This window comes from Sphingobium sp. SYK-6, assembly GCF_000283515.1.
In the GTDB taxonomy this organism is placed as follows: Bacteria; Pseudomonadota; Alphaproteobacteria; order Sphingomonadales; family Sphingomonadaceae; genus Sphingobium; species Sphingobium lignivorans.
Genome location: NC_015976.1, coordinates 899,601 through 920,005, shown reverse-complemented (window position 1 = coordinate 920,005; position 20,405 = coordinate 899,601). Strand labels below are relative to the sequence as shown.

19 protein-coding genes and 1 tRNA gene are annotated in these 20,405 nt (G+C 66.1%); 9 read left to right on the top strand and 11 right to left on the bottom strand.

The annotated features are described in order from the left end of the window. Positions 1 to 60: 60 nt before the first annotated feature. The 7 genes from glgX to SLG_RS21625 all read right to left on the bottom strand — a co-directional run bounded on the left by glgX (position 61) and on the right by SLG_RS21625 (position 11,220). Positions 61 to 1,869, bottom strand: coding sequence for a glycogen debranching protein GlgX (gene glgX / locus SLG_RS04250; RefSeq protein WP_014075189.1), 1,809 nt, complete (start codon positions 1,867 to 1,869; stop codon positions 61 to 63). Continuing rightward, the gene (locus SLG_RS04245; protein WP_014075188.1) at positions 1,866 to 3,497 is read right to left on the bottom strand and encodes an alpha-D-glucose phosphate-specific phosphoglucomutase; all 1,632 of its coding nucleotides are present in this window, start codon (positions 3,495 to 3,497) and stop codon (positions 1,866 to 1,868) included. Before SLG_RS04245 ends, glgX begins: the two co-directional genes overlap by 4 nt. Continuing rightward, positions 3,494 to 4,948 carry a glycogen synthase GlgA gene (gene glgA, locus SLG_RS04240; RefSeq protein WP_014075187.1) on the bottom strand — a complete coding sequence of 485 codons (1,455 nt, stop codon included), beginning with the start codon at positions 4,946 to 4,948 and terminating at the stop codon, positions 3,494 to 3,496. The genes SLG_RS04245 and glgA overlap by 4 nt, the downstream gene beginning before the upstream one ends. A 203-nt stretch (positions 4,949 to 5,151) precedes the next feature. Beyond that, positions 5,152 to 6,417, bottom strand: a complete 1,266-nt coding sequence (gene glgC, locus SLG_RS04235) for a glucose-1-phosphate adenylyltransferase (protein WP_014075186.1) — start codon at positions 6,415 to 6,417, stop codon at positions 5,152 to 5,154. Positions 6,418 to 6,456: 39 nt separating this feature from the next. Further along, entirely contained in the window at positions 6,457 to 8,610 is a 2,154-nt protein-coding gene (glgB, locus tag SLG_RS04230; protein WP_014075185.1) for a 1,4-alpha-glucan branching protein GlgB, read from the bottom strand. Further along, positions 8,607 to 11,027 carry a glycogen/starch/alpha-glucan phosphorylase gene (locus SLG_RS04225; protein ID WP_014075184.1) on the bottom strand — a complete coding sequence of 807 codons (2,421 nt, stop codon included), beginning with the start codon at positions 11,025 to 11,027 and terminating at the stop codon, positions 8,607 to 8,609. The genes glgB and SLG_RS04225 overlap by 4 nt, the downstream gene beginning before the upstream one ends. A gap of 55 nt (positions 11,028 to 11,082) precedes the next feature. Beyond that, positions 11,083 to 11,220, bottom strand: coding sequence for a hypothetical protein (locus SLG_RS21625; RefSeq protein WP_158512675.1), 138 nt, complete (start codon positions 11,218 to 11,220; stop codon positions 11,083 to 11,085). A gap of 70 nt (positions 11,221 to 11,290) precedes the next feature. On the opposite strand from SLG_RS21625, the gene SLG_RS04220 reads away from it, so the two are divergent. The 3 genes from SLG_RS04220 to SLG_RS21620 all read left to right on the top strand — a co-directional run bounded on the left by SLG_RS04220 (position 11,291) and on the right by SLG_RS21620 (position 13,904). Then, positions 11,291 to 11,821 carry a MarR family winged helix-turn-helix transcriptional regulator gene (locus SLG_RS04220; RefSeq protein WP_014075183.1) on the top strand — a complete coding sequence of 177 codons (531 nt, stop codon included), beginning with the start codon at positions 11,291 to 11,293 and terminating at the stop codon, positions 11,819 to 11,821. Between the two features lie 169 nt (positions 11,822 to 11,990). Next, positions 11,991 to 13,622 (top strand): thiamine pyrophosphate-requiring protein, encoded by a 1,632-nt coding sequence (locus SLG_RS04215; RefSeq protein ID WP_014075182.1) that lies wholly within the window; start codon positions 11,991 to 11,993, stop codon positions 13,620 to 13,622. A 132-nt stretch (positions 13,623 to 13,754) separates the two neighbouring features. After that, positions 13,755 to 13,904 (top strand): hypothetical protein, encoded by a 150-nt coding sequence (locus SLG_RS21620; RefSeq protein ID WP_158512674.1) that lies wholly within the window; start codon positions 13,755 to 13,757, stop codon positions 13,902 to 13,904. Positions 13,905 to 13,943: 39 nt separating this feature from the next. Here the strand turns inward: SLG_RS21620 and SLG_RS04210 are convergent, their stop codons facing one another. Together SLG_RS04210 and SLG_RS04205 are read right to left on the bottom strand one after the other, a co-directional pair. Then, positions 13,944 to 15,386 (bottom strand): phospholipase D-like domain-containing protein, encoded by a 1,443-nt coding sequence (locus SLG_RS04210; RefSeq protein WP_014075180.1) that lies wholly within the window; start codon positions 15,384 to 15,386, stop codon positions 13,944 to 13,946. Positions 15,387 to 15,460: 74 nt separating this feature from the next. Then, positions 15,461 to 15,546: transfer RNA gene (locus SLG_RS04205), tRNA-Tyr, on the bottom strand. Positions 15,547 to 15,651: 105 nt separating this feature from the next. Here SLG_RS04205 and rlmB point away from each other — a divergent pair. From rlmB to SLG_RS04190, 3 genes are read left to right on the top strand one after another with little or no spacing between them, the layout of a single operon-like run. After that, the gene (gene rlmB, locus SLG_RS04200) at positions 15,652 to 16,404 is read left to right on the top strand and encodes a 23S rRNA (guanosine(2251)-2'-O)-methyltransferase RlmB (RefSeq protein ID WP_041391718.1); all 753 of its coding nucleotides are present in this window, start codon (positions 15,652 to 15,654) and stop codon (positions 16,402 to 16,404) included. Positions 16,405 to 16,441: 37 nt separating this feature from the next. Continuing rightward, positions 16,442 to 17,233, top strand: coding sequence for a hypothetical protein (locus SLG_RS04195; protein ID WP_014075178.1), 792 nt, complete (start codon positions 16,442 to 16,444; stop codon positions 17,231 to 17,233). A 1-nt stretch (position 17,234) separates the two neighbouring features. Further along, the gene (locus tag SLG_RS04190; RefSeq protein WP_014075177.1) at positions 17,235 to 17,687 is read left to right on the top strand and encodes a DUF2147 domain-containing protein; all 453 of its coding nucleotides are present in this window, start codon (positions 17,235 to 17,237) and stop codon (positions 17,685 to 17,687) included. Between the two features lie 39 nt (positions 17,688 to 17,726). Here the strand turns inward: SLG_RS04190 and SLG_RS04185 are convergent, their stop codons facing one another. Then, complete coding sequence (locus SLG_RS04185; protein WP_014075176.1) at positions 17,727 to 18,044, bottom strand: 2Fe-2S iron-sulfur cluster-binding protein; 318 nt, start codon at positions 18,042 to 18,044, stop codon at positions 17,727 to 17,729. A gap of 95 nt (positions 18,045 to 18,139) precedes the next feature. Between SLG_RS04185 and SLG_RS04180 the strand changes: the two genes are divergently transcribed. Then, positions 18,140 to 18,754 (top strand): DNA-3-methyladenine glycosylase family protein, encoded by a 615-nt coding sequence (locus SLG_RS04180; RefSeq protein WP_014075175.1) that lies wholly within the window; start codon positions 18,140 to 18,142, stop codon positions 18,752 to 18,754. 8 nt (positions 18,755 to 18,762) lie between these two features. On the opposite strand, the gene SLG_RS04175 is transcribed toward SLG_RS04180, so the two are convergent. Beyond that, positions 18,763 to 19,062: a 4a-hydroxytetrahydrobiopterin dehydratase gene (locus SLG_RS04175; protein ID WP_014075174.1), complete on the bottom strand. Its 300-nt coding sequence runs from the start codon at positions 19,060 to 19,062 to the stop codon at positions 18,763 to 18,765. 57 nt (positions 19,063 to 19,119) lie between these two features. Between SLG_RS04175 and ccmA the strand changes: the two genes are divergently transcribed. Together ccmA and SLG_RS04165 are read left to right on the top strand one after the other, a co-directional pair. Then, positions 19,120 to 19,746 carry a heme ABC exporter ATP-binding protein CcmA gene (ccmA, locus tag SLG_RS04170; protein ID WP_014075173.1) on the top strand — a complete coding sequence of 209 codons (627 nt, stop codon included), beginning with the start codon at positions 19,120 to 19,122 and terminating at the stop codon, positions 19,744 to 19,746. Then, positions 19,743 to 20,384: a heme exporter protein CcmB gene (locus tag SLG_RS04165; RefSeq protein ID WP_014075172.1), complete on the top strand. Its 642-nt coding sequence runs from the start codon at positions 19,743 to 19,745 to the stop codon at positions 20,382 to 20,384. The genes ccmA and SLG_RS04165 overlap by 4 nt, the downstream gene beginning before the upstream one ends. Positions 20,385 to 20,405 lie beyond the last annotated feature (21 nt).

The following is a 20,405-nucleotide window of genomic DNA, read 5'->3' as shown; positions in this document are numbered from 1 at the left end:
CGATCCCATGACGGGCGCCGGCAACGATGCCCGCGCCATCTGCTTGAAGCGGGTTTCCACTCATTTCCGGACAATGTCAACAAAGACCCGACGCCCCGCGCGATCGACCGAGAGCCGGAACAGACGGCCATCGGGGAGCGGCGCTTCATAGACGAAACCGTCCGCCTCGGGCGCTTCCCAGTCGGACGCCGTCATCTCCGCTCCATCGGGCCGCAACCATCGGCCGGGCTCGGGGAACAGCGCAAAAACCTCCGGATCGGCGGCGCGGGCGGAGGACAGCGCGGCTGTGAAGTCCTCCAGCGCACGATCCCGCCCGGTCCAATCCACCCAGCTCAGCGCGTTGTCCTGCGCGTAAGCATTGTTGTTGCCGTGCTGCGTGCGGCCGAACTCGTCGCCTGCCGTGAGCATCACCGCGCCGGTGGACGCAAACAACGTGGCGAGCAGCGCGCGCAGGTCCGCCTGCCGGCGCGCATTCACCACCGGATCATCGGTCGGGCCCTCGACGCCGTTGTTCCAGCTGAGATTCTCATCATGGCCATCGCGATTTCCCTCGCCATTGGCCTCGTTGTGCTTCGCCGCATAAGCCACTGTGTCGGCGAGCGTGAAGCCATCATGGGCGGCGAGGAAATTCACGCTGCGGCTGGGCTTGCCGAATATGTCCGATGAGCCGGCCATGCGGGTCGCCAGCGTGCCGATCGATCCGTCCCCGCGCCAGAAGCGGCGGACATCGTCGCGATAGCGATCATTCCATTCCAGCCAGCCGTCGGGAAAATTGCCGAGTTGATAGCCGCCCGGCCCCACGTCCCAGGGTTCCGCGATCATCAGCCGGTCGCCAAGCCAGGGATCGGCGGCGATCTCGCCGAAGATCGGCGCCTGCGGGTTGAAGCCGGGCTCGCGCGCCAGCACCGTCGCGAGATCGAAGCGGAAGCCGTCCACGCCGGCCTGCCGCACGAAATGGCGCAGGCTTGCGAGCTTGAGCGCGCGCACGTCCGGCGCGGCGGCGTTGAGCACATTACCGGTGCCAGCATCGTTGATGAGGCTCCCATCCGGCGCCAGCGCATAATAGCAGCGCTCGCCAAGCCCGCGCATCGAGAGCGTCGCCCCCTGCCGGTCGCTCTCGCCGCTGTGATTGAACACGAGGTCGAGGATCACGCCTATGCCCGCGCGGTGAAGCCGCGCCACGGTGGCGCGCAGCTCGGCCATGCCGCCCGGGCACAGCCGGGGATCGAGCGGCATCGGCACCACCGGATTATAGCCCCAGGCGTTGCGGAGCCCGAGCGAGGGAAGATGCCGCTCGTCGATCCACGCGACGATGGGCATCAGTTCGATCGCGGACACATGCAGCTTGCGCAGATGAGCGATGACCGCCGGATGCGCCAACGCCGCCACGGTGCCGCGCTGCGCCTCCGGCACCTCGGGATGCAGCATGGTGAAGCCGCGCACATTCAGTTCATAGATGAGGCCGCTCGGACGAAAACGCACCGGCGCCTTGCGCACGTCCGGCAAGGGCTTTTCGACGACCGCCTTCGGGACCAAAGCGGCCGTGTCGACGCCGCGCTCGCCAAGGCGCGGATCATGGACGAAGGGGCGGTCGATGGCACGCGCCCAGGGATCGACAAGCAGCTTGGACGGGTCGAAGCAGAAGCCTTGCGCGGGATTCCACGGCCCCTCCGCGCGAAAGCCGTATCGCTGCCCGGCCCCGACGCCCCGCACCGCCGCGCTCCAGACATCGCCTTCCCGGGCCATGGGATATTGCCGCTCCTCGCCCTGCGCATCGAACAGGCACAGGGTCAGGCCGGTCGCGTCGGGCGCCCAGACGGCGAACTGCGCCCCGTCCCGCGTGAGCCGGGCGCCCCGCTCGTCACTCATGTCACGACATCAGGCGCGGTCCGGCCGGTATGGCGCTCGATACCGGCAATGACATCGGCGGCGGAGATGAGGTCCGCGAGCATATCCGGCGTCTCCTCGTCCAGCGCACCATCGGCGGGCTCATAGCGCTCCAGATAGACGCGCAGCGTGGCGCCCTGCGTGCCCGTGCCCGACAGACGGAACACCACGCGCGAGCCGCCTTCGAACATGACCCGCAGGCCCTGGTTGGCACTGACTGAGCCATCGACCGGATCAACATAGGAGAAGCTGTCCGCCGCCGCGACGGTCAGCGCGCCGAACCGCGCACCCGGGAGCGCCGGAAGAGCCGTGGTGAGCGCTGCCATCAGCGCGTCGGCCCTGTCCGTCTCGATCGCCTCATAATCGTGTCGCGCATAATAGTTCCGGCCGAAGCGGGCCCAGTGGTCGTGCGCCAGCGCATCCACCGGGATTTTGCGCACAGCCAGGATGTTGAGCCAGAGCAGCACGGCCCACAGGCCATCCTTCTCGCGGACATGGTCGCTGCCGGTGCCCGCGCTTTCCTCGCCGCAGATGGTCGCCATGCCGGCATCGAGCAGATTGCCGAAGAATTTCCAGCCGGTCGGCGTCTCATGGCAGGGAATGCCCAGCGCATCCGCCACCCGGTCCGCCGCCGCGCTGGTCGGCATCGAGCGGGCAATCCCCTTGAGCCCGCCGGCATAGCCTTTCGCCAGATGCGCATTGGCGGCCAGCATCGCGAGCGAGTCCGATGGCGTGATGAAGCGGCCACGCCCGATGATGAGATTGCGGTCCCCGTCTCCATCCGACGCGGCGCCGAAGTCCGGTGCGGCATCGCTCATCATCAGATCATAGAGCGCGCGGGCATGGACGAGATTGGGATCCGGGTGATGATGGCCGAAATCCTCCAGCGGCACGCCATTGCGCACGGTGCCGGGCGCGAAGCCGAGCCGCCGCTCGAGGATCTCCGTCGCATAAGGGCCGGTGACAGCGCTCATTGCGTCGAAGGCCATCGTGAAGCCGCCCGCCACCATCGCGCGAATGGCCTCGAAATCGAACAGCGCCTCCATGAGCGCGGCATAGTCGGTCACGGGATCGACCACTTCGACGGACATCCCGCCGACCATCACCGTGCCCGGCGCGTCGAGGTCGATATCCGGCGCGTCGACGGCGAGCCAACGATCGATGACCTGCGTCTGCGCGAAGATGGCGTCCGTAACTTTCTCAGGCGCCGGGCCGCCATTGGCGACATTATACTTGATACCGAAATCCTCGTCCGGCCCGCCGGGATTATGGCTGGCCGAGAGGACCAGTCCGCCAAGCGCGCCATATTTGCGGATGAGATGGCTGGCCGCGGGCGTGGAGAGAATGCCGCCCTGCCCCACCATGACCTTGCCGAATCCATTGGCCGCCGCCATGCGGATCGCCTGCTGGATGACAGTGCGGTTGTGGTACCGCCCGTCGCCGCCGATGACGAGCAGCACGCCTTCCTTGCCCTCCACCACGTCGAACACCGACTGGATGAAGTTCTCGGAATAATTGGGCTGCTGGAAGATCTTCACTTTCTTGCGCAGGCCGGAAGTCCCGGGCTTCTGCCCCTCGAAAGGCGTCGTCTCAACGGTCCGGATGGTCATGCATGCTCCTTCAGTCGCCGATACAGGGCGGCATAGGCCCGGCCGCTCTTGGCCCAGGAAAAATCGGTCAGCATCCCGCTCCGCTGGATCTGCGCCCAGGTTTCCCGGTCGGCAAAGAGCCGCACGGTGCGGGTGATGGCGTCGGACAAGCCCTCATAGCTCACGGGTGAAAACTGGATGCCGGTCGCCGCGCCGGCGGCGAGCGCAGCGACATTGGCATCGACCACCGTGTCGCCCAGTCCGCCGGTACGCGCCACAACCGGCACGCAGCCATAAGCAAGCCCATAAAGCTGCGTGAGGCCGCACGGCTCGAAGCGCGAAGGGATGAGAATGGCATCGCAGCCGCCCTGCATGAGATGGGCAAGCGGCTCGTCATAGCCGATACGGATGCCGATCCGACCGGGATGCCGTGCGGCGGCGGCGTGCAGGCCCGCCTCGATCGCGGAATCGCCCGTGCCGAGCAGAGCCAGCCGGCCCCCGAGCCCCACCAGATGATCCAGCACTTCGAGCAGGACATCCATGCCCTTCTGCCAGGTCAGGCGACTGATGACGGTGAACAGCGGCCCGTTACCCGGCTCGAGACCGAAGGCCGCTTCCACCGCGCGCTTGTTGGCCGCGCGATCCTCCAGCGTCTCGGCCGAATAATGGGCCGGAAGGGCAGGATCGGTCCGCGCATTCCACTCCCGGGTGTCGATGCCGTTCACGATGCCGGAGAGACGATCCTGCCGGCCGTTGATGAGCCCCTCCAGCCCCATGCCGAACTCGGGCTTGCGGATTTCCTCGGCATAGCCCGGGCTGACCGTGGTGATGGCATCGGCCAGCATGAGCCCCGCCTTCAGCATGCCCACGCCGCCATGATATTCGACGCCGTCGATCGACCAGGCCGTGGGCGGCAGTTCGAGCCGGTGGAAGAAGTCCGCGCCGAAATAGCCCTGGAACGCCATATTGTGGATCGTCATGACGCTGGCCGGCCGGGTGGATGGATCCTGCGTGTAGACGAGATAGGCCGGCGCGAGACCCGCCTGCCAGTCATGCGCATGCAGGACGTCGAAGGGCTTCACGCCCGCCTGTCCTGATGCAATGTCGGCCGCTGCCTTGGCCAGCGCCGCGAAGCGCAGGCCATTGTCGAGCCAGTCGCGCCCCATCGCATCGGAATAGGGCCCGCCATCCCGATCGAAATAGGCCGGGGCGTCGAGCACCAGAAGCGGGCGGTCCTCATGCCTGCAGGCCAGGATGCGCGCCGGCGCGCCAAGCAGCGAGGCATAGCGATGGACGGTGCGCTTGCGCTCCAGCGCCCGCAGCACGGCGGGATAGCCGGGGATGAACGCCGTCATCGCAATGTCGTGCGGCGCAACGGCGGCGGGCAAGGCGCCGACGACGTCCGCCAGCCCGCCCGTCTTGACGAGCGGCCAGCATTCGGACGCCACGGAGAGGACCGAAAGCGGGCTCACCGGCGGCTTCCCCGTGGCGCATGCAGGGTCAGCATGGCGACCATCGACATGGCGGGTTCACTTGCGACTGGATCAAAGAAGTGCATCTCATGCTTCTGTTTTAAGCTACGCAACTGGCCGCAGACCAGAGATATCCGTCTTGAAGGTGCAGGGGTGGAGCCGCCAGCCGGAGGACGATACCGGCAGCCGGCCCGCCAATGCCGCTAGTCCAATCTGTCGATCATCGACTTGGTGATGAGGCAGATCCCGCTCTCCGTGCGCCGGAAACGCTGCGCGTCCGCCACGGGATCCTCCCCGACCACCAGCCCTTCGGGAATGCGCACGCCACTGTCGACGATGACGCGCTTGAGCCGCGCCCCCCGGCCGATGTTGCAATAAGGCAGGATGACGCCCTCCTGCACATCGGAGAAGCTGCCCATCTTCACACCCGTGAACAGCAGGCTGCGCCAGGCGCTGGCGCCCGAGACGATGCAGTCCTGCGAAATGAGCGAGGAGACCGCCATGCCGCGCCGTCCCTCCTCATCATGCACGAACTTGGCCGGAGCGGCGATGATCTGATCCGTCCAGATCGGCCACTCGCGATCATACATGTTGAGCTTGGGCACCACGTCCGTGAGATCGATATTGGCTTCCCAATAGGCATCGAGCGTGCCGACATCGCGCCAATATTCCTCGATCTGCGCGCCCGCGCGGATGGCGCTGGACGAGAAGAGGTGCGCGACCGCCTTTCCGTGCTTCACGATATAGGGAATGATATCCCCGCCGAAATCGCGCCTGCTTTCCGGATCGTCCGCGTCTCGGCGGAGCTGTTCGAACAGGAACTCGGTCGTGAACACATAAATGCCCATGGACGCCAGCGCGACATCCGGCTTGCCCGGCATGGCCGGCGGGTCCTTGGGCTTCTCCAGGAAGCTGGTGATTTGGCCGTTTTCATCGACATGCATCACGCCGAAGGCCGTGGCCTGCATGCGTGGCACCTCGATGCAACCGACCGTGACGTCCGCCCCTTCCTGCACATGCTGCTGGAGCATGAGCTCATAATCCATCTTGTAGATGTGATCGCCCGCGAGGATGACGATATATTGCGGGGCGTGGCTCGCGATGATGTCGATGTTCTGGAACACGGCGTCCGCCGTGCCTTCATACCAGTGAAACTCGTCGATGCGCTGCGAGGCGGGCAGGATGTCGAAGCTCTCGTTGCGCTCGGGACGCATGAAGTTCCAGGCGCGCTGCATGTGGCGGATGAGCGAATGCGCCTTGTACTGCGTCGCCACGCCGATGCGCCGGATGCCGCTGTTGAGCGCATTGGACAGCGCGAAATCGATGATGCGCGACATGCCGCCGAAATAGACGGCTGGCTTCGCGCGATTGTCCGTCAGTTCCATGAGGCGGCTGCCCCTGCCGCCGGCCAGCACATAAGCCATGGCGTCACGCGCCAGAGGTTGTCCCCATCTCTCCCGACTTGACACGCGTAACGTTCCTTTCCCAGCTAACGGCGTCCGGTTCCGTCATCCCTCACCAAGCAGCATGATCGTTCCAAGCGGCGGCAGGGTCATGACGGCCCGGCCATGTTCGGCCGTCACCTTGCCCATGTTGCCGACACCTTTTCCGCCATAGATGGTTGCATCACTGTTAAGCATTTCGCGCCAGACGCCGTCCAGCGGCAGCGGCACTTCGTAATGATCCAGCACCCGGGGCGTCAGATTGGCGATGATCGCCACCGGCGGAGCGCCCGGCGCCTTGCGGAGCCAGGCGAAAACCGAATTGTCCCGGTCGTCGGCGATCAGCCACTCGAACCCGTCCGCCTCGCAATCCCGCTCATGCAGGGCGGGAAGATCACGGTACAAATGATTGAGATCACGCACGAGCGTGCGGACACCTTCATGAGCGGGCGCATCCAGCAAGTCCCAGTCGAGCGAACGCCCTTCGCTCCATTCCCGCCGCTGCGCGAACTCCTGCCCCATGAACAGCAGCTTCTTGCCGGGATATCCCCACATCAGCGCGTAGAAGGCCCTGAGATTTGCGAATTTCTGCCAGTCGTCGCCCGCCATCTTGGTGAGCAGCGAGCCCTTGCCGTGCACCACTTCATCATGGCTGAGCGGCAGCACGTAGTTCTCGCTATAGGCGTACATCAGACCGAATGTGATCTCGTCATGATGATAGCGCCGATGCGCCGGATCACGCGCCAGATAGCTGAGCGTGTCGTGCATGAACCCCATGTTCCACTTGAAGCCGAAACCCAGTCCGTTGTCATGGACGGGATGCGTGACGCCCGGCCAGGCGGTCGATTCCTCGGCGATCGTCACGATGCCGGAATGCGCGCCATAGACGGCCTTGTTCATCGCCTGGAGGAAAGCCACCGCTTCCCAGTTCTCGCGCCCCCCCTCCTGATTGGGAATCCACTGGTCCGCAGGCCGGCTGTAATCCCGGTAGAGCATGGACGCGACGGCATCCACGCGCAGCCCGTCGACATGGTAGCGCTCGGCCCAGAACAGCGCGTTGTTGACGAGGAAGCTGGAGACTTCCCGCCGCCCGAAATTGTAGATGGCCGTGTTCCAGTCGGGATGGAAGCCGAGGCGCGGATCCTCATGCTCGTAGAGCGCGGTCCCGTCGAACCGGCCAAGCCCGTGCGCGTCGGTGGGGAAATGCGCGGGCACCCAGTCGAGAAGAACGCCCACGCCGGCCCGATGTGCCCCGTCCACGAAGCGCGCAAAACCGTCGGGATCGCCGAACCGCGCCGTGGGCGCATAGAGACCCGTGGTCTGGTAGCCCCAGCTTGGGTCATAAGGATGCTCGGAGATCGGCAGGAACTCGATGTGCGTGAAGCCCATCTCGACGACATAGGGAATGAGCCGGGCCGCGAGCTCGTCCCATGGCAGGAACCAGCCGCTCTCGTCCCGCTGCCAGGAGCCCGGATGGACCTCGTAGATGCTGATCGGCGTGCGGCGGGGATCGACCGAAGCCCAATGCGCCCGATGCGCCGCGTCGCCCCATTCATGCGTGCCGGTCTCGTAGGTCAGCGATGCCGTCTTCGGCCGCAACTCGGACGCGAAAGCGTAGGGATCGGCCTTGAGCGGCTGTGCGGTGCCGTCCGGACCGATGATGAGATATTTATAGGCATGCCAGGCGCCGATATCCGGGATGAAGATTTCCCACACCCCGATGTCGGCGCGGCGGCGCATGACGTGCCGCCGGCCATCCCAGTCGTTGAAATCGCCGACCAGAGCGACACGCTGGGCATTGGGGGCCCAGACGGCGAAATGCACCCCTTCCGCGCCTTCATGGCTGATGAGATGCGCGCCCAGCTTGTCGAACAGGCGAAAATGCGTGCCTTCCGCCATGAGCAGGTCATCGACCGGTCCCAGCACCGGGCCGAAGCTGTAGGGATCGCTCAGCCACCACTCCGCCGCGCCGGCCCGCGCCCGGTAGCGAATGGGCTGGCGGCCGCCCGCTATGGGCCCCTCGAAGAGGCCGCGCTGGTCGGCGCAGCCGAGCGCACCCAGCGGGTTACCGCCAAGGTCATGGGCCTCTACGCTCTCGGCACCCGGCACGATGACCCTCGCATGCGCGCCGCCGGGGCCCTCATGGACACCCAGAAGCGAGAAAGGATCAGCGTGCGTGCCTGCGAGCAGGGCTTCAATGGCCGCTTTGGGCGGCTTCACAATACTCCCCAGATGTCTTTCGCATATTCAGCGATGGTGCGGTCAGATGAAAACCATCCAACGTTCGCAATGTTCCTGATCGCAGATGCCTGCCATTGCGAAGGCTCGCTCCAGCGACGGTCCACGGCGCGCTGCGCGTGGCTGTAACTCTCGAAATCCGCCGCGACCATGAACCAGTCATGATCGTAGAGACCGCCGATGAGATCGGCATATCGCCCCGGATCGTCGGGGGAGAAGACGCCTGACGCGATTGCCGAGACGGCCTGCTGCAGCTCGCGCGAACCCTCGATGACCGCCCGGGGATTGTAGCCATTGGCGCGCTTCTCGGCCACTTCGTCCGCCGTAAGGCCGAAGATCACGATATTGTCGTCGCCGACCCGGTCCTTGATCTCGATATTGGCGCCGTCCAGCGTGCCGATGGTGAGAGCGCCATTGAGCGCGAACTTCATGTTGCCGGTGCCGGATGCCTCCATGCCCGCAGTGGAAATCTGCTCGGAGAGATCGGCGGCCGGGATGATCTTCTCGGCGAGACTGACATTGTAGTTCGGCACGAACACGACCTTGAGCAGGCCGCCCACCGAAGGATCGCTGTTCACCCGGCGCGCGATGTCATTGGCCAGTTTGATGATGAGCTTGGCATTATGATAGCTCGGGGCCGCCTTGCCGCCGAAGATCTTGACGCGTGGCATCCAGTCACGCTCGGGATGGCTGCGGATCTGGTCGTAGAGCGCCACCGTCTCGATCAGGTTGAGCAACTGGCGCTTGTACTCGTGGATGCGCTTGATCTGCACGTCGAACATCGCGGCGGGATCGAGGCGGATGCCCATATGCACCCGCAGATGATTGGCCAGCGCTTCCTTGTTGGCGCGCTTGATGGCCCCGACGCGCTCGGCAAAGGCGCCGTCCGTGGCGAATGCCGCGAGATCCACGAGTTCCTCGGCGTCGTCCATGAAGCGATCGCCAATGGCCTCGCGGATGAGGTCCGTCAGCCCGGGATTGCATTCGAGCAGCCAGCGCCGGGGGGTCACGCCATTGGTCTTGTTGTTGATCCGCTCGGGATAGAGCCGGTGAAAATCCGCGAAGACCGTCTGCTTCATCAGTTCGGTGTGCAGGGCCGCCACGCCGTTCACGCTGTGCGCGCCGGCAAAGGCGAGATTGGCCATCCGCACGCGCCGTTCGCCGCCTTCATCAATGAGGGAGATCGCCGAGATCGCGCTTTCGTCCAGCTTCTTGCTGAGCCGCGCTTCCCGCAGCACCATCGCATTGATGGCGTAGATGATCTGCATGTGGCGCGGCAGCATCCGCTCGAACAAAGGCAAGGGCCAGCTTTCCAGCGCCTCCGGCAGGAGCGTGTGGTTGGTATAACCGAATGTCTTGCGCGTGATCGTCCAGGCGTCGGGTAACTCGAGCCCATGGTCATCCATCAGCAAGCGCATCAGCTCGGCGACCGAGACTGCCGGGTGCGTATCGTTGAGCTGGATGGCGACCTTGTCCGGCAGGGTCCGGATGTCGCCATGATATTGCATGTGCCGCCGCAGAATGTCCTGGATCGACGCGGCGGAGAAGAAATATTCCTGCCGCAGGCGCAGCTCCTGCCCGGCCGCTGTCGAGTCCGCCGGATAAAGCACGCGCACCAGACTCTCGGCGCGCACCTGCTCGGCGAGCGCCCCGGCATGGTCGCCGGCATTGAACGCATCCAGCCGGATGGGATCGACCGGGAAGGCATTCCACAGGCGCAGCGTGTTGACCCGCTTGCCGCGCCAGCCGACGATCGGGGTATCGACCGCCGTGGCGATCACCTGCTCGGCAGGCCGCCACTCGATCCTGCCGTCGATATCGCCGATCACTTCGCCGCCGAAGCCGATGCGGTAAGCGCTTTCCCGCCGCTCGAATTCCCACGGATTGCCATGGGCGAGCCAGTTCTCGGGCAGCTCCACCTGCCAGCCATCATCGATGCGCTGGCGGAACATGCCGTTCACATAGCGGATGCCGTAGCCATAAGCCGGGATATCGAGCGTGGCGAGACTTTCCATGAAGCAGGCGGCGAGCCGCCCCAGACCACCATTGCCCAAAGCCGCATCGGGCTCGATCTCCTCGATCTCGTCAAGGTCGACGCCATGCTCGGCCAGCGCCGCGCGCACTTCCTCCGAGACACCGAGATTGCTCAGCGCGTCGCGCAGCAGGCGCCCGATGAGGAACTCGAGGCTGAGATAATAGACTCTTTTCGCACCTGCAGCATGGGCTGCCTTGGACGAGGTCATCCACCGCTCGATGATGTCGTCCCGCAAGGCGTAGATGGTGGCGGCGAGCCAGTCATGGGGCAGCGCCGCTTGCGCATCCTTCCCGATCCGATGGACAAGCGCATCGACGATCCGCGCCTGGAGGCCTTTTTCGGTCGCGGATTCGATGGTTGCCATGCGGTGCTTTCCCTTCCCCATTGTGCATGCCGCAGTGCGGCACAGGCGAGGGATATCAAGGCATCGCGTCCTCCGCCACTGCTCGTTTCAGGAAATCGGGGGGTGTATGGCCATCGCGGCGGCCGGACCACCGCGAGCGCATGTCCCATCCCGCGCCAAGCCGCAGCACGAAGGACAGTTGAATTGAAATCATTCAGGAACTAACGTCATCGGTCCGGACAAAATCAAGGCCGACGTCCGGCTTCTCATGAAAGGGTCGGGACGTGGCGGACGGCGCGACAGCCGAAGCAGTGAATGATGCAGGCACGCCGTTCGGATCGGCGCTTCCTGCCCGGGAAGACTATCCGCCGCCCGAGCTTGGGCTCACGATGTCGATCGTGCTTGCCGGCCGGCGCTGGCGCTCCCTGATCGACGAGCAGCTGCGGGCGCTGGGCCACAGCGCCTCGCGCATGGAGGCAATGGCCGCCATCGCCTATGCGCCGCCGCGCGCCACGCAGATCCAGATCGCCAAGCGGATCGGCATCGAGGGGCCCACGCTCACGCGCACGCTCGACATGCTGGAGGCGGACGGCCTGGTGGAGCGCCTCCCCGACCCCACCGACCGGCGCAACAAGCACATGAAGCTGACGCCCGCCGGGTTTGATGCGCTGGCGGACATGCTGAACCTGACCAGCAAGCTGCGCAGCCAGTTGCTGGCGGATATCCCGCTGGACGACATCCGCGCGAACCTCGGCTTTCTCTCCATCCTGCTCGAACGGATCGAGGAAGGGCTCGCCCTGCCGGCCGGCGAGTAGGACCTGAGCCGCGGACAGGCGCGCGCTGCCACTTTCACTGCGCGGCATCCGGGTTGAGCATGTCAACTCGCCCTAGCGTCTCGCGCGGCTTGCCCCTAAGACAGGCTGTTGCTGGCGTTTCCGGCCATAAGATGCCGGTCCTGCCGAATGCCGGCCCGGGAGAGTATGAATGAAGACCTGCGATGCCATCGTCGAGATTCTCAAGCTGGAAGGTGTGGACGTCCTGTTCGGCTATCCGCGCAATGCCCTTCTCGAAGCGGCGGCGCAGGCGAATATCCGTACCATCATTCCCCGGCAGGAGCGCATTGGCCTCCACATGGCCGACGCCTATTCGCGCCTGACGCGAGGCGAGAAGATCGGCGTCTTCTGCTGCCAGCACGGGCCGGGCGCGGAAGTGGCCTATGCCGGCGTGGCGCAGGCCTATGGCGAATCCGTGCCCATCCTCGTCATGCCCGGCGGATATTCCACGGCCACGGCGCATGTCGGGCGCAACTTCAACAGTGTGCGCAACATGGCGCAGATCACCAAGTCGGCCGAGCCGCTGAATTTTCCCTCGCATGTGAACGCGGTGATGCGCCGCGCCTTCACGGCCCTGCGCAACGGACGCGGCGGCCCCGCGCTGGTGGAACTGCCGTTCGACGTGCTCGAACAGGATGGCGCGCAGGTCGCTTACCAGCCGGTGTTGCGCAGCCGCTTCGCGCCGGACGGCGAGAGCATTACCCGCGCCGCGAGCCTGCTGTGCGCGGCGAAGCGTCCCGTGCTCTACGCGGGACAAGGCATCCACTGGTCCGGCGCTTATGCCGAGCTGAAGGAACTGGCTGAGCTGCTGGCCATTCCGGTCTGCACCAGCCTGCCCGGCAAGAGCAGCTTCGATGAGACGCATCCGCTGGCACTCGGCTCCGGCGGCGCCGCGATGCCGCATGCCGTGCGCCATTTCCTGGATGAAGCCGATGTGATCCTGGGCGTCGGCTGCTCCTTCACGGCCACGGCCTTCGGCATCCGCATGCCGGCGGGCAAGACGGTGATTCACGCCACGCTCGACCCGGTCGAGCTCAATCGCGCCGTCGAGACCGATGTCGCGCTGATCGGCGACGCGAAGCTGACACTGAGCGCGCTCATCGCGGCTTGCAGGGCGCTCACCGGCGGCGCGCCGCGCGACATGAGCGCCGTCACGGCCGAGATTCGCAAGCTGGACGATGCCTGGCTCGCGAAGTGGATGCCGAAGCTCACCAGCGATCAGGTGCCGATCACGCCCTATCGCGTACTCTGGGATCTCCAGAATACGGTCGACGTCGCCAACACCATCATCACGCATGATGCCGGCAGTCCGCGCGACCAGCTCTCGCCCTTCTGGAAGACGCGCGCGCCGCACAGCTTCCTGGGCTGGGGCAAGACTACGCAGCTCGGCTACGGCCTCGGCCTCGCGATGGGCGCCAAGCTCGCCTGCCCGGACAAGCTGTGCATCAACGTGTGGGGCGATGCCGCCATCGGCTTCACGGGCATGGATTTCGAGACGGCGGTGCGCGAGCGGCTGCCGATCCTGTCCATCCTGCTCAACAACGCGTCCATGGCGATGGAACTGAAGGTAATGCCGACGGCGACGGACCGGTTCCGCTCCACCGACATCTCCGGCAACTATGCGCAGTTCGCGACCGCGCTGGGCGGCCATGGCGAACGAATCAGCGCGGTGGAAGACATCGTGCCGGCAATCCGGCGCGCCATCGCCGCGACGGAGGCGGGAAAGCCCGCATTGCTGGAATTCATGACCTCGCAGGAGCAGGAATTTTCCCGCTACCCCTGAGGGTGAGAGCCTTCGGCATCGTCCTGTCGTGGAAGCGGAGCGGTTGAACACAGCGCTGCTGCAATGGCGCACGTTTTGCGCTTTCAGCCCGGTCCGCCACGAGGGAAAGACAGTTCACGCATGACCGAAGGCATGTCACAGATTCGCGCGGAGCTGGAGCGCGCCCAGAGATTGCTGGCGTCGCTCAACAACCCGCAGGACCGCTCCGAGATCGAACGCTACATTGCGGAGCTGGCGCGCATGAACGAACTGCCGCCCAAGGCCGGCCTCGCGATCGGCTGAAGAACCGGGGAGCTGCCTCCGGACCGCCCCCGGGCGCCGTTATCGCTTTCGCCAGGGCAGGCGCCATCCCTTGAACAGGCTCCGCTGGCTCAATGCCTCGAACATGGCGTCCGGCCCTTCCGGATCGAGGATCTCGTTATCGGCGAGCCACTCCTCCGTGGCGCTGAGTTCGGGAATTTCGTAATCGACGAGGGTCCGCCCCTCATGACGCAGCGCCTCGATCGCGCGGATGAGCGAGCCTTCCGCCTTCAGGCGAGCGGCCACGTCCCCGGCGTCCACATCGAGATGTTCGGCGATCAGATCATCGCGGATCGCCGCGATCGTGGCCGAAACCCCTTCATTCCCCGGTTCGTCGGCCGACAGCACCACATCGCACTCGGTGTCCAGCCGCAGCGAACGATTGTTGAAGTTGGACGAGCCGATGCGCAGGCAGCAATCGTCCACGACCATCACCTTGGCATGGACATAGATCGGCTGTCCGCCTGCTGAGACGGGATGATAGACGCGGAAACGGCCGTGCCGGTCCAGACGCCGGAGCGCTTCCACCAGCCGGGCCCGCGCGGTATCCATGGCGAGCGGCTCAAGCCATCCATCCGCCGAAACGGGATTGATGACGACGACCTCCGGGCCATCCTCCTCCGCGAGCCGCTGCGCGATGGCGCGCGCGATCTTCCGGGAGGCGAAATACTGGCTTTCGGCGTAGATCCACTTTCTGGCGCGCGCGATCAGGTCGAGATAGGCCTGCTCGATCTCGTGGATCGGCGTGACATCCGCCATTTCGGGCCGAGTGCGCGCGATACCCAGCTTCACCTTCTCGAACGTGGGTTCAAGGCCGGCCGGCCAGCAATCCCGCCCCGCGTCGACCGGCTCCAGCGTTTCGCCCGTCGCGGCTTTCCAGCGGTCCCGCGCGAGTTGCCCCATCGCGCGTGCGGCGGCGCCATCCAGGGCGCTGGTCGCATCGTGCCACGGACCGTAGGGCTTGCCGTTGGGCGCCTGTCTCTCCGGGTCTTCATCCTCATGCGCGCGCCGGTCCCACCGCCCGATCGTCATGTCGATGCCGCCGCAGAAGGCCAGGCAATCATCGATGACCACGACCTTCTGGTGATGCGAGGCCGCGATCGGATGAGCGCCGTCGAGCTTCAGCGTGATGCGGGGATGCGCTTTCCAGCGCAGGATGGTTGCCAGCGTACGGCCGCGAAACATCGCCTTGAACGCCCCGGTATCCCACCGCAGCACGCGGATTTCGAGGCCGGGCGTCCGCTTCGCGAGCCACAGGAAGAAGTCGCCGAGCTTTTCCGGCCCTTCGTCGTCCCTGCTGCCAAAGCGGATGCGGGTGTCGAAATCCCAGCCGATGAGGAAGATGCTCTTGCGCGCGGTCATCATCGCCGTACGCGCCGCCTCGAAATAATCGGCGGCATCGACGATGAGAGCAAAGCGGTCCGCCTGCTCGATCCGCCAGCAATTCTCGCCTGGCCGCAGCACGATTTGAGGACTCTCCCTTCTTGCCCTGCCCCAGCAAGATATGAACACGACCGGGCAAGGGGATGTCAAATTTGTGGTGGAAGGGGCTGGATTCGAACCAGCGTACGCTCACGCGGGCAGATTTACAGTCTGCTGCCTTTAACCACTCGGCCACCCTTCCAAGGCGCCTGATCCGCCCGGCATGCATCGCCGAACGGACGGGAGGGGCGCTCAATGACGAATGGGGCCTTGCCTGTCAATGCCACGCTGTGGAAAAGCGCTGCGAATGAAGAGAGGTCATCGCACAGGTAAACCAAAGGGCGGCTATCCCCGCCTTTACGGGCGTCACGCCGTCACGGCAGCGCTCGCCAATCCCGCACGGGTCATCCGCAAGATATGGGGCACGCGCGAAGCCATTGGCGCGCTGGAACTGCCGCCCGTCCTGCCCATCGTCTATTCGGACGTGGCGGATCTGGGCCGCATGGTGCCCAATGACGCGCCGCATCAGGGGATCGTCGCGGAAGTGGAGCCGCTGGAAGACATCTGGCTGGGCGATCTGCTGGAGGACGGCGCAGCGGATGACGCCGCGCGGCGCCCCATCCTCGTGCTCGATCAGGTCACCGATCCGCACAATGTCGGCGCGATCCTGCGCTCGGCCGCCGCGTTCGACGCGCTCGGCATCGTCACGCAGGACAGGCATGCCCCGCCCGAATCCGGGGTGATCGCGCGCGCGGCGGCCGGGGCGCTGGAGATCGTGCCCTGGGTGCGCGTGGTCAATCTCGCCCGTGCGCTCGATGAGATCGCGGAGGCCGGATACTGGCGAATCGCGCTGGACGGCGAGGCGACGGAAACGCTGGGCAAGGCGCTCGAAGGCGCGAATCGGGTCGCGCTGGTGCTCGGCGCGGAAGGGGAAGGCCTGCGGCTCAACAGCATCAATCATTGCGACATGCTGGCGAAGCTGCCGATCAGCCCGCGCATGGAGAGTCTCAACGTTTCCAACGCGGCGGCCATCGCGCTATATGCCTGCATGACGCGGTAGGCGTTGCCGCGCCGGGCCGCGAGGAGGAACGCAGCAGATGGGCGTGGCAATGGGCATGGCGAGATGGCTGCGTTGGCCCGTACTGCTGGCCGCACCGCTGCTGCTGACGAGTTGCCTGCTCGTCCCCGCGAAATTCGTCTCCACGCTGGATATCCGGGCTGACCGCAGCTTCACCTTCACTTATGTGGGCGAAGTGCAGTTGCTCCGCTCCGGCACGCCTGACCTGGAGAGCGAAGAGCCGGCGGGGACCGGCGAGATCGGGTCGTGGAACGCGAAACGCGGCGATACGGCGCTGGCATCGATGACCTCCGCCCAGAACGAGGCGGAAGCCGACTTTGCCCTGACGACGGCGGACAGCGAGGAAGAGGCCGCGCAACTCGGCAGGCTCGCCGAGGCGCTTTCGCAGGAATATGGCTTTCGGTCTGCCCGCTATATCGGGGGCCGCAAGCTTGCGGTGGATTACCGGATCAACGGGCGGCTCGACCATGCCTTCATCTTTCCGTTCAATCCGGACGGAGAAGTCCTCATTCCCTTCGTCGCCGTGGAACTGCGCGGCAAGGACCGCGTGCGCGTCAAGGCCCCCGGCTTTGCGAACGATCAGTCCGGCCCCGGCTCCATGGCGGGCATGGGCGCCCCGGGCGCGAGCGAGCGGCCCGGATCGATGCTGGACGGACGCTTCACGCTCACCACCGACGCGGACATCGTGAGCCAGAACCAGGAGGATGGGGTCGAGACAATGCCCGATGGAACGAAGCGACTGGTATGGCCGGTCAATCCCGGCACGCGTGACGCGCCGATGGCAGTGCTGCGCCTGAAGGCCCTGCCCTGACATGGGCCCGCTCCCCAACCGAGGCGCGCCGCAGCGCAGGCTCCGCATCGCCGCAGCCTGCCTCATGGCCGGCCTTGTCGCTCTTGCCCCGCTCAAAGCGGGCGGGACCCAGCCGGAGAGACCCTCCTACGGGATATGGACCAATCCGCAGCGCAGTGTCCGCGTGAAGGTCCATCCCTGCACGCCGGCGATGTGCGGCACCGTGGTGTGGGCCAATGCCAAGGCGCAGGCGGATGCACGCAAGGGCGGAACGGAGGAGCTCGTCGGCGCCCAGCTGTTCAGCGGCTTCGTGCGCGAAGATGAGACCACCTGGCGCGGCAAGGTCTTCGTGCCCGATCTGCGCAAGACCTTCTCCGGCACGATCACCGCCGTGGACGAGCGGACCATGCGCGCGACGGGATGCCTGCTCGGGAGAGTGGCCTGCAAATCACAGGTCTGGACGCGCGTGGACTGAATCGGCCGGCAAGGGCCGCCCAGCCCCCATGGCCCCGGGTCAATCCTCCGGGGCGATGGTGACGGTCATGCCGCCCAGTTCCGGGCCGATGGGAAGCTGGCAGGACAGGCGGCTGTTCGCCTGGCGATGATCGGAGCTGTCGAGCAGATCGTCCTCGTCGCCCTTCAGCGGCGGGAGCTTGTCGAGAAATGCCTCTTCCACGAAGACATGGCAGGTGGCGCAGGAGCAGCAACCGCCGCAGATGGCCAGCAATTCATCGATGCCCTGATCGCGAATGGCTTCCATGACCGTGTAGCCGTCAGGGGCCTCGAACTCATGAAGACTGCCATCCCGCGTCACGACCTTCAGCTGCGCCATTTTTCTCTCCAATCCGTGGTCGGGCTCGCTATGAGGGGCGGAAAGCGAGAAATCAACCGGCACATGCGCGCCGGCGCGGATGTTTGGAACAAGCGATGCTCGACGAAACGGCCCTGCGCTCATCCCTGGACACGATCGCCGCCGGGCATCCCGCGATCGGGGCATTGATCGGGCGGCTCGGCTATCCCCCGCCCCGGCAACGCGTCCCGGGCTATGAGACGCTGCTGCGGACGATCGTCGGCCAGCAAGTGAGCGTCGCGGCCGCCGCGTCGGTCTGGACCAAGCTCGAAACCGCGCTGGGCGCCGGCTGCGCGCCCGAAGCGCTGCTGGCCAGCGACTTCGACACATTGCGCGCCTGCGGCCTTTCGCGCCAGAAGCAGGGCTATGCCCGCAGCCTTGCCGAGCTGGTGACGAGCGGCGCACTCGACTTGCATGCCCTGCCACACGATGACGAGGAAGCCATTGCGGAGCTGGTGCGGATCAAGGGGATCGGCCGCTGGTCGGCGGAAATCTACCTGCTGTTCGCGGAGGGGCGGAAGGATATCTGGCCGGCGGGCGATCTTGCCGTGCAGATCGCTGTCGGGCAGATCCTCGGCCTTGGCGAGCGCCCCGACGAGAAGCTGACGCGCAGCCTCGCCGAGCCCTGGCGGCCGCACCGCAGCGCGATGGCGCTGATGGCCTGGCATCACTACAATACCAAAGTGCTCTAGGGCGATGCCTAGACGGCGAGCAGCACCTCGATCTCCCGCGCCAGCGCGATGTCCCGCTGGCTCAGGCCATCGGCATCATGCGTGGTCAGGCGGATATCGACGCGGCCATAGACATTCGACCATTCCGGGTGATGATCGGCGCGCTCGGCCAGCAGGGCGACCCGGCTCATGAACCCGAATGCCGTCACGAAGTCCGGGAAATTGAAGCTGCGACTGATCCGGCTGGCATCATCTGCAAGGCGCCACTGGGGCAGCGTGGCCAGCGCGGCGGCGCGCTCTTCGTTCGTGAGGCGGGCGATGCGTGGCATGACACTCTCCTTGATCTGGCGACCCTTCTCGACCAGTCGCCCTTGCATGGTCAAGCGATGAGCGGTGCGGCCCTTTCCATTCGCGGCCTGGCCTGCCTGCGCGGCGGGCGACTGCTGTTCACCGGCGTCGATCTCGCGCTCGGGCCAGGGGACAGCGCCCAGATCGCGGGGCCGAACGGCATCGGTAAATCCAGCCTGCTGCGGATCGTGGCAGGGCTGTTGCGCCCCTTCGCAGGCACGGTCCATTGCGAAGGCGCCGTCGCGCTCACCGATGAACTCGTCGCGCTGGACCGCGACAGGACCGTGCAGGACGCCCTCGCCTTCTGGGCGCGGATCGATGAGGTGCCGGTCACGCGCATCGCGGCCGCGCTCGACGATCTCGACATCCCGCACCTTGCCGACGTGCCGGTGCGGATGCTCTCGACCGGCCAGCGCAAGCGCGCCGCGCTGGCCCGCACGCTCGTCAGCGGCGCGCCGGTCTGGCTGCTCGATGAGCCCGCCAACGGTCTCGACACGGCTTCCGCCGCTGCCCTTGGCGGCCTTGTGGACCGCCACCGCGCAGCGGGCGGGATCGTGCTCGCCGCGTCCCATCTGCCACTGGCCTGGGCGCAGGACGTCACCATCCACCTCCAGCGACCGGCGGCGGAGGAGATGGACGAGAAGGAAGAGGACATGCCGGCATGATCGGCGCGATCGTCCGGCGTGATCTCGCCCGCGCCTTCCGCAGCGGCGGCATATGGCTTCCGCTCGCGTTCCTGCTGCTCATCGCGGCGCTCTTTCCCTTCGCGGTGGGGCCGGACGCCACGGTGCTCGCGCGGACGGGCGGCGGCCTGCTCTGGATCGCCGCCTTGCTCGCCAGCCTGCTGCCCATCGACCGGCTGATCGAGCCGGATCGCGAAAGCGGCGTCATCGATCAGCTCGTGCTGCGCGGCGCGGGCGAAGGCACGATCCTCTTCGCCAAGGGCATTGCGCACTGGCTGAGCTTCGGGCCGCCGCTGCTTCTCGCGGCGCTGCCCGCAGGCGCCTTGCTCAAGCTGGAGCCGGAGATGCTGGGCATCGTGATGCTGGGGCTGGCGGTCGGCACGCCCGGCCTCGCCGCGCTTGCGCTTCTCGTGGCAGCGCTGACGGCGGGCCTGCGCGGCAGCGGGGCGCTCACCGGACTGCTGGTGCTGCCGCTCGCCGTCCCGATCCTCATCTTCGGCGCCGGCGCGCTTCAGTCCGGCGGTGTCGGCGCGCTCAAGCTCGTTGCCGCCTGCTCGCTGCTGTTATGCGCGGCCGCGCCCGTCGCTGGCGGCGCGGCGCTGCGGGCCGGACGGGAATAGGCCCGGCGGCGGCGCTGCCGC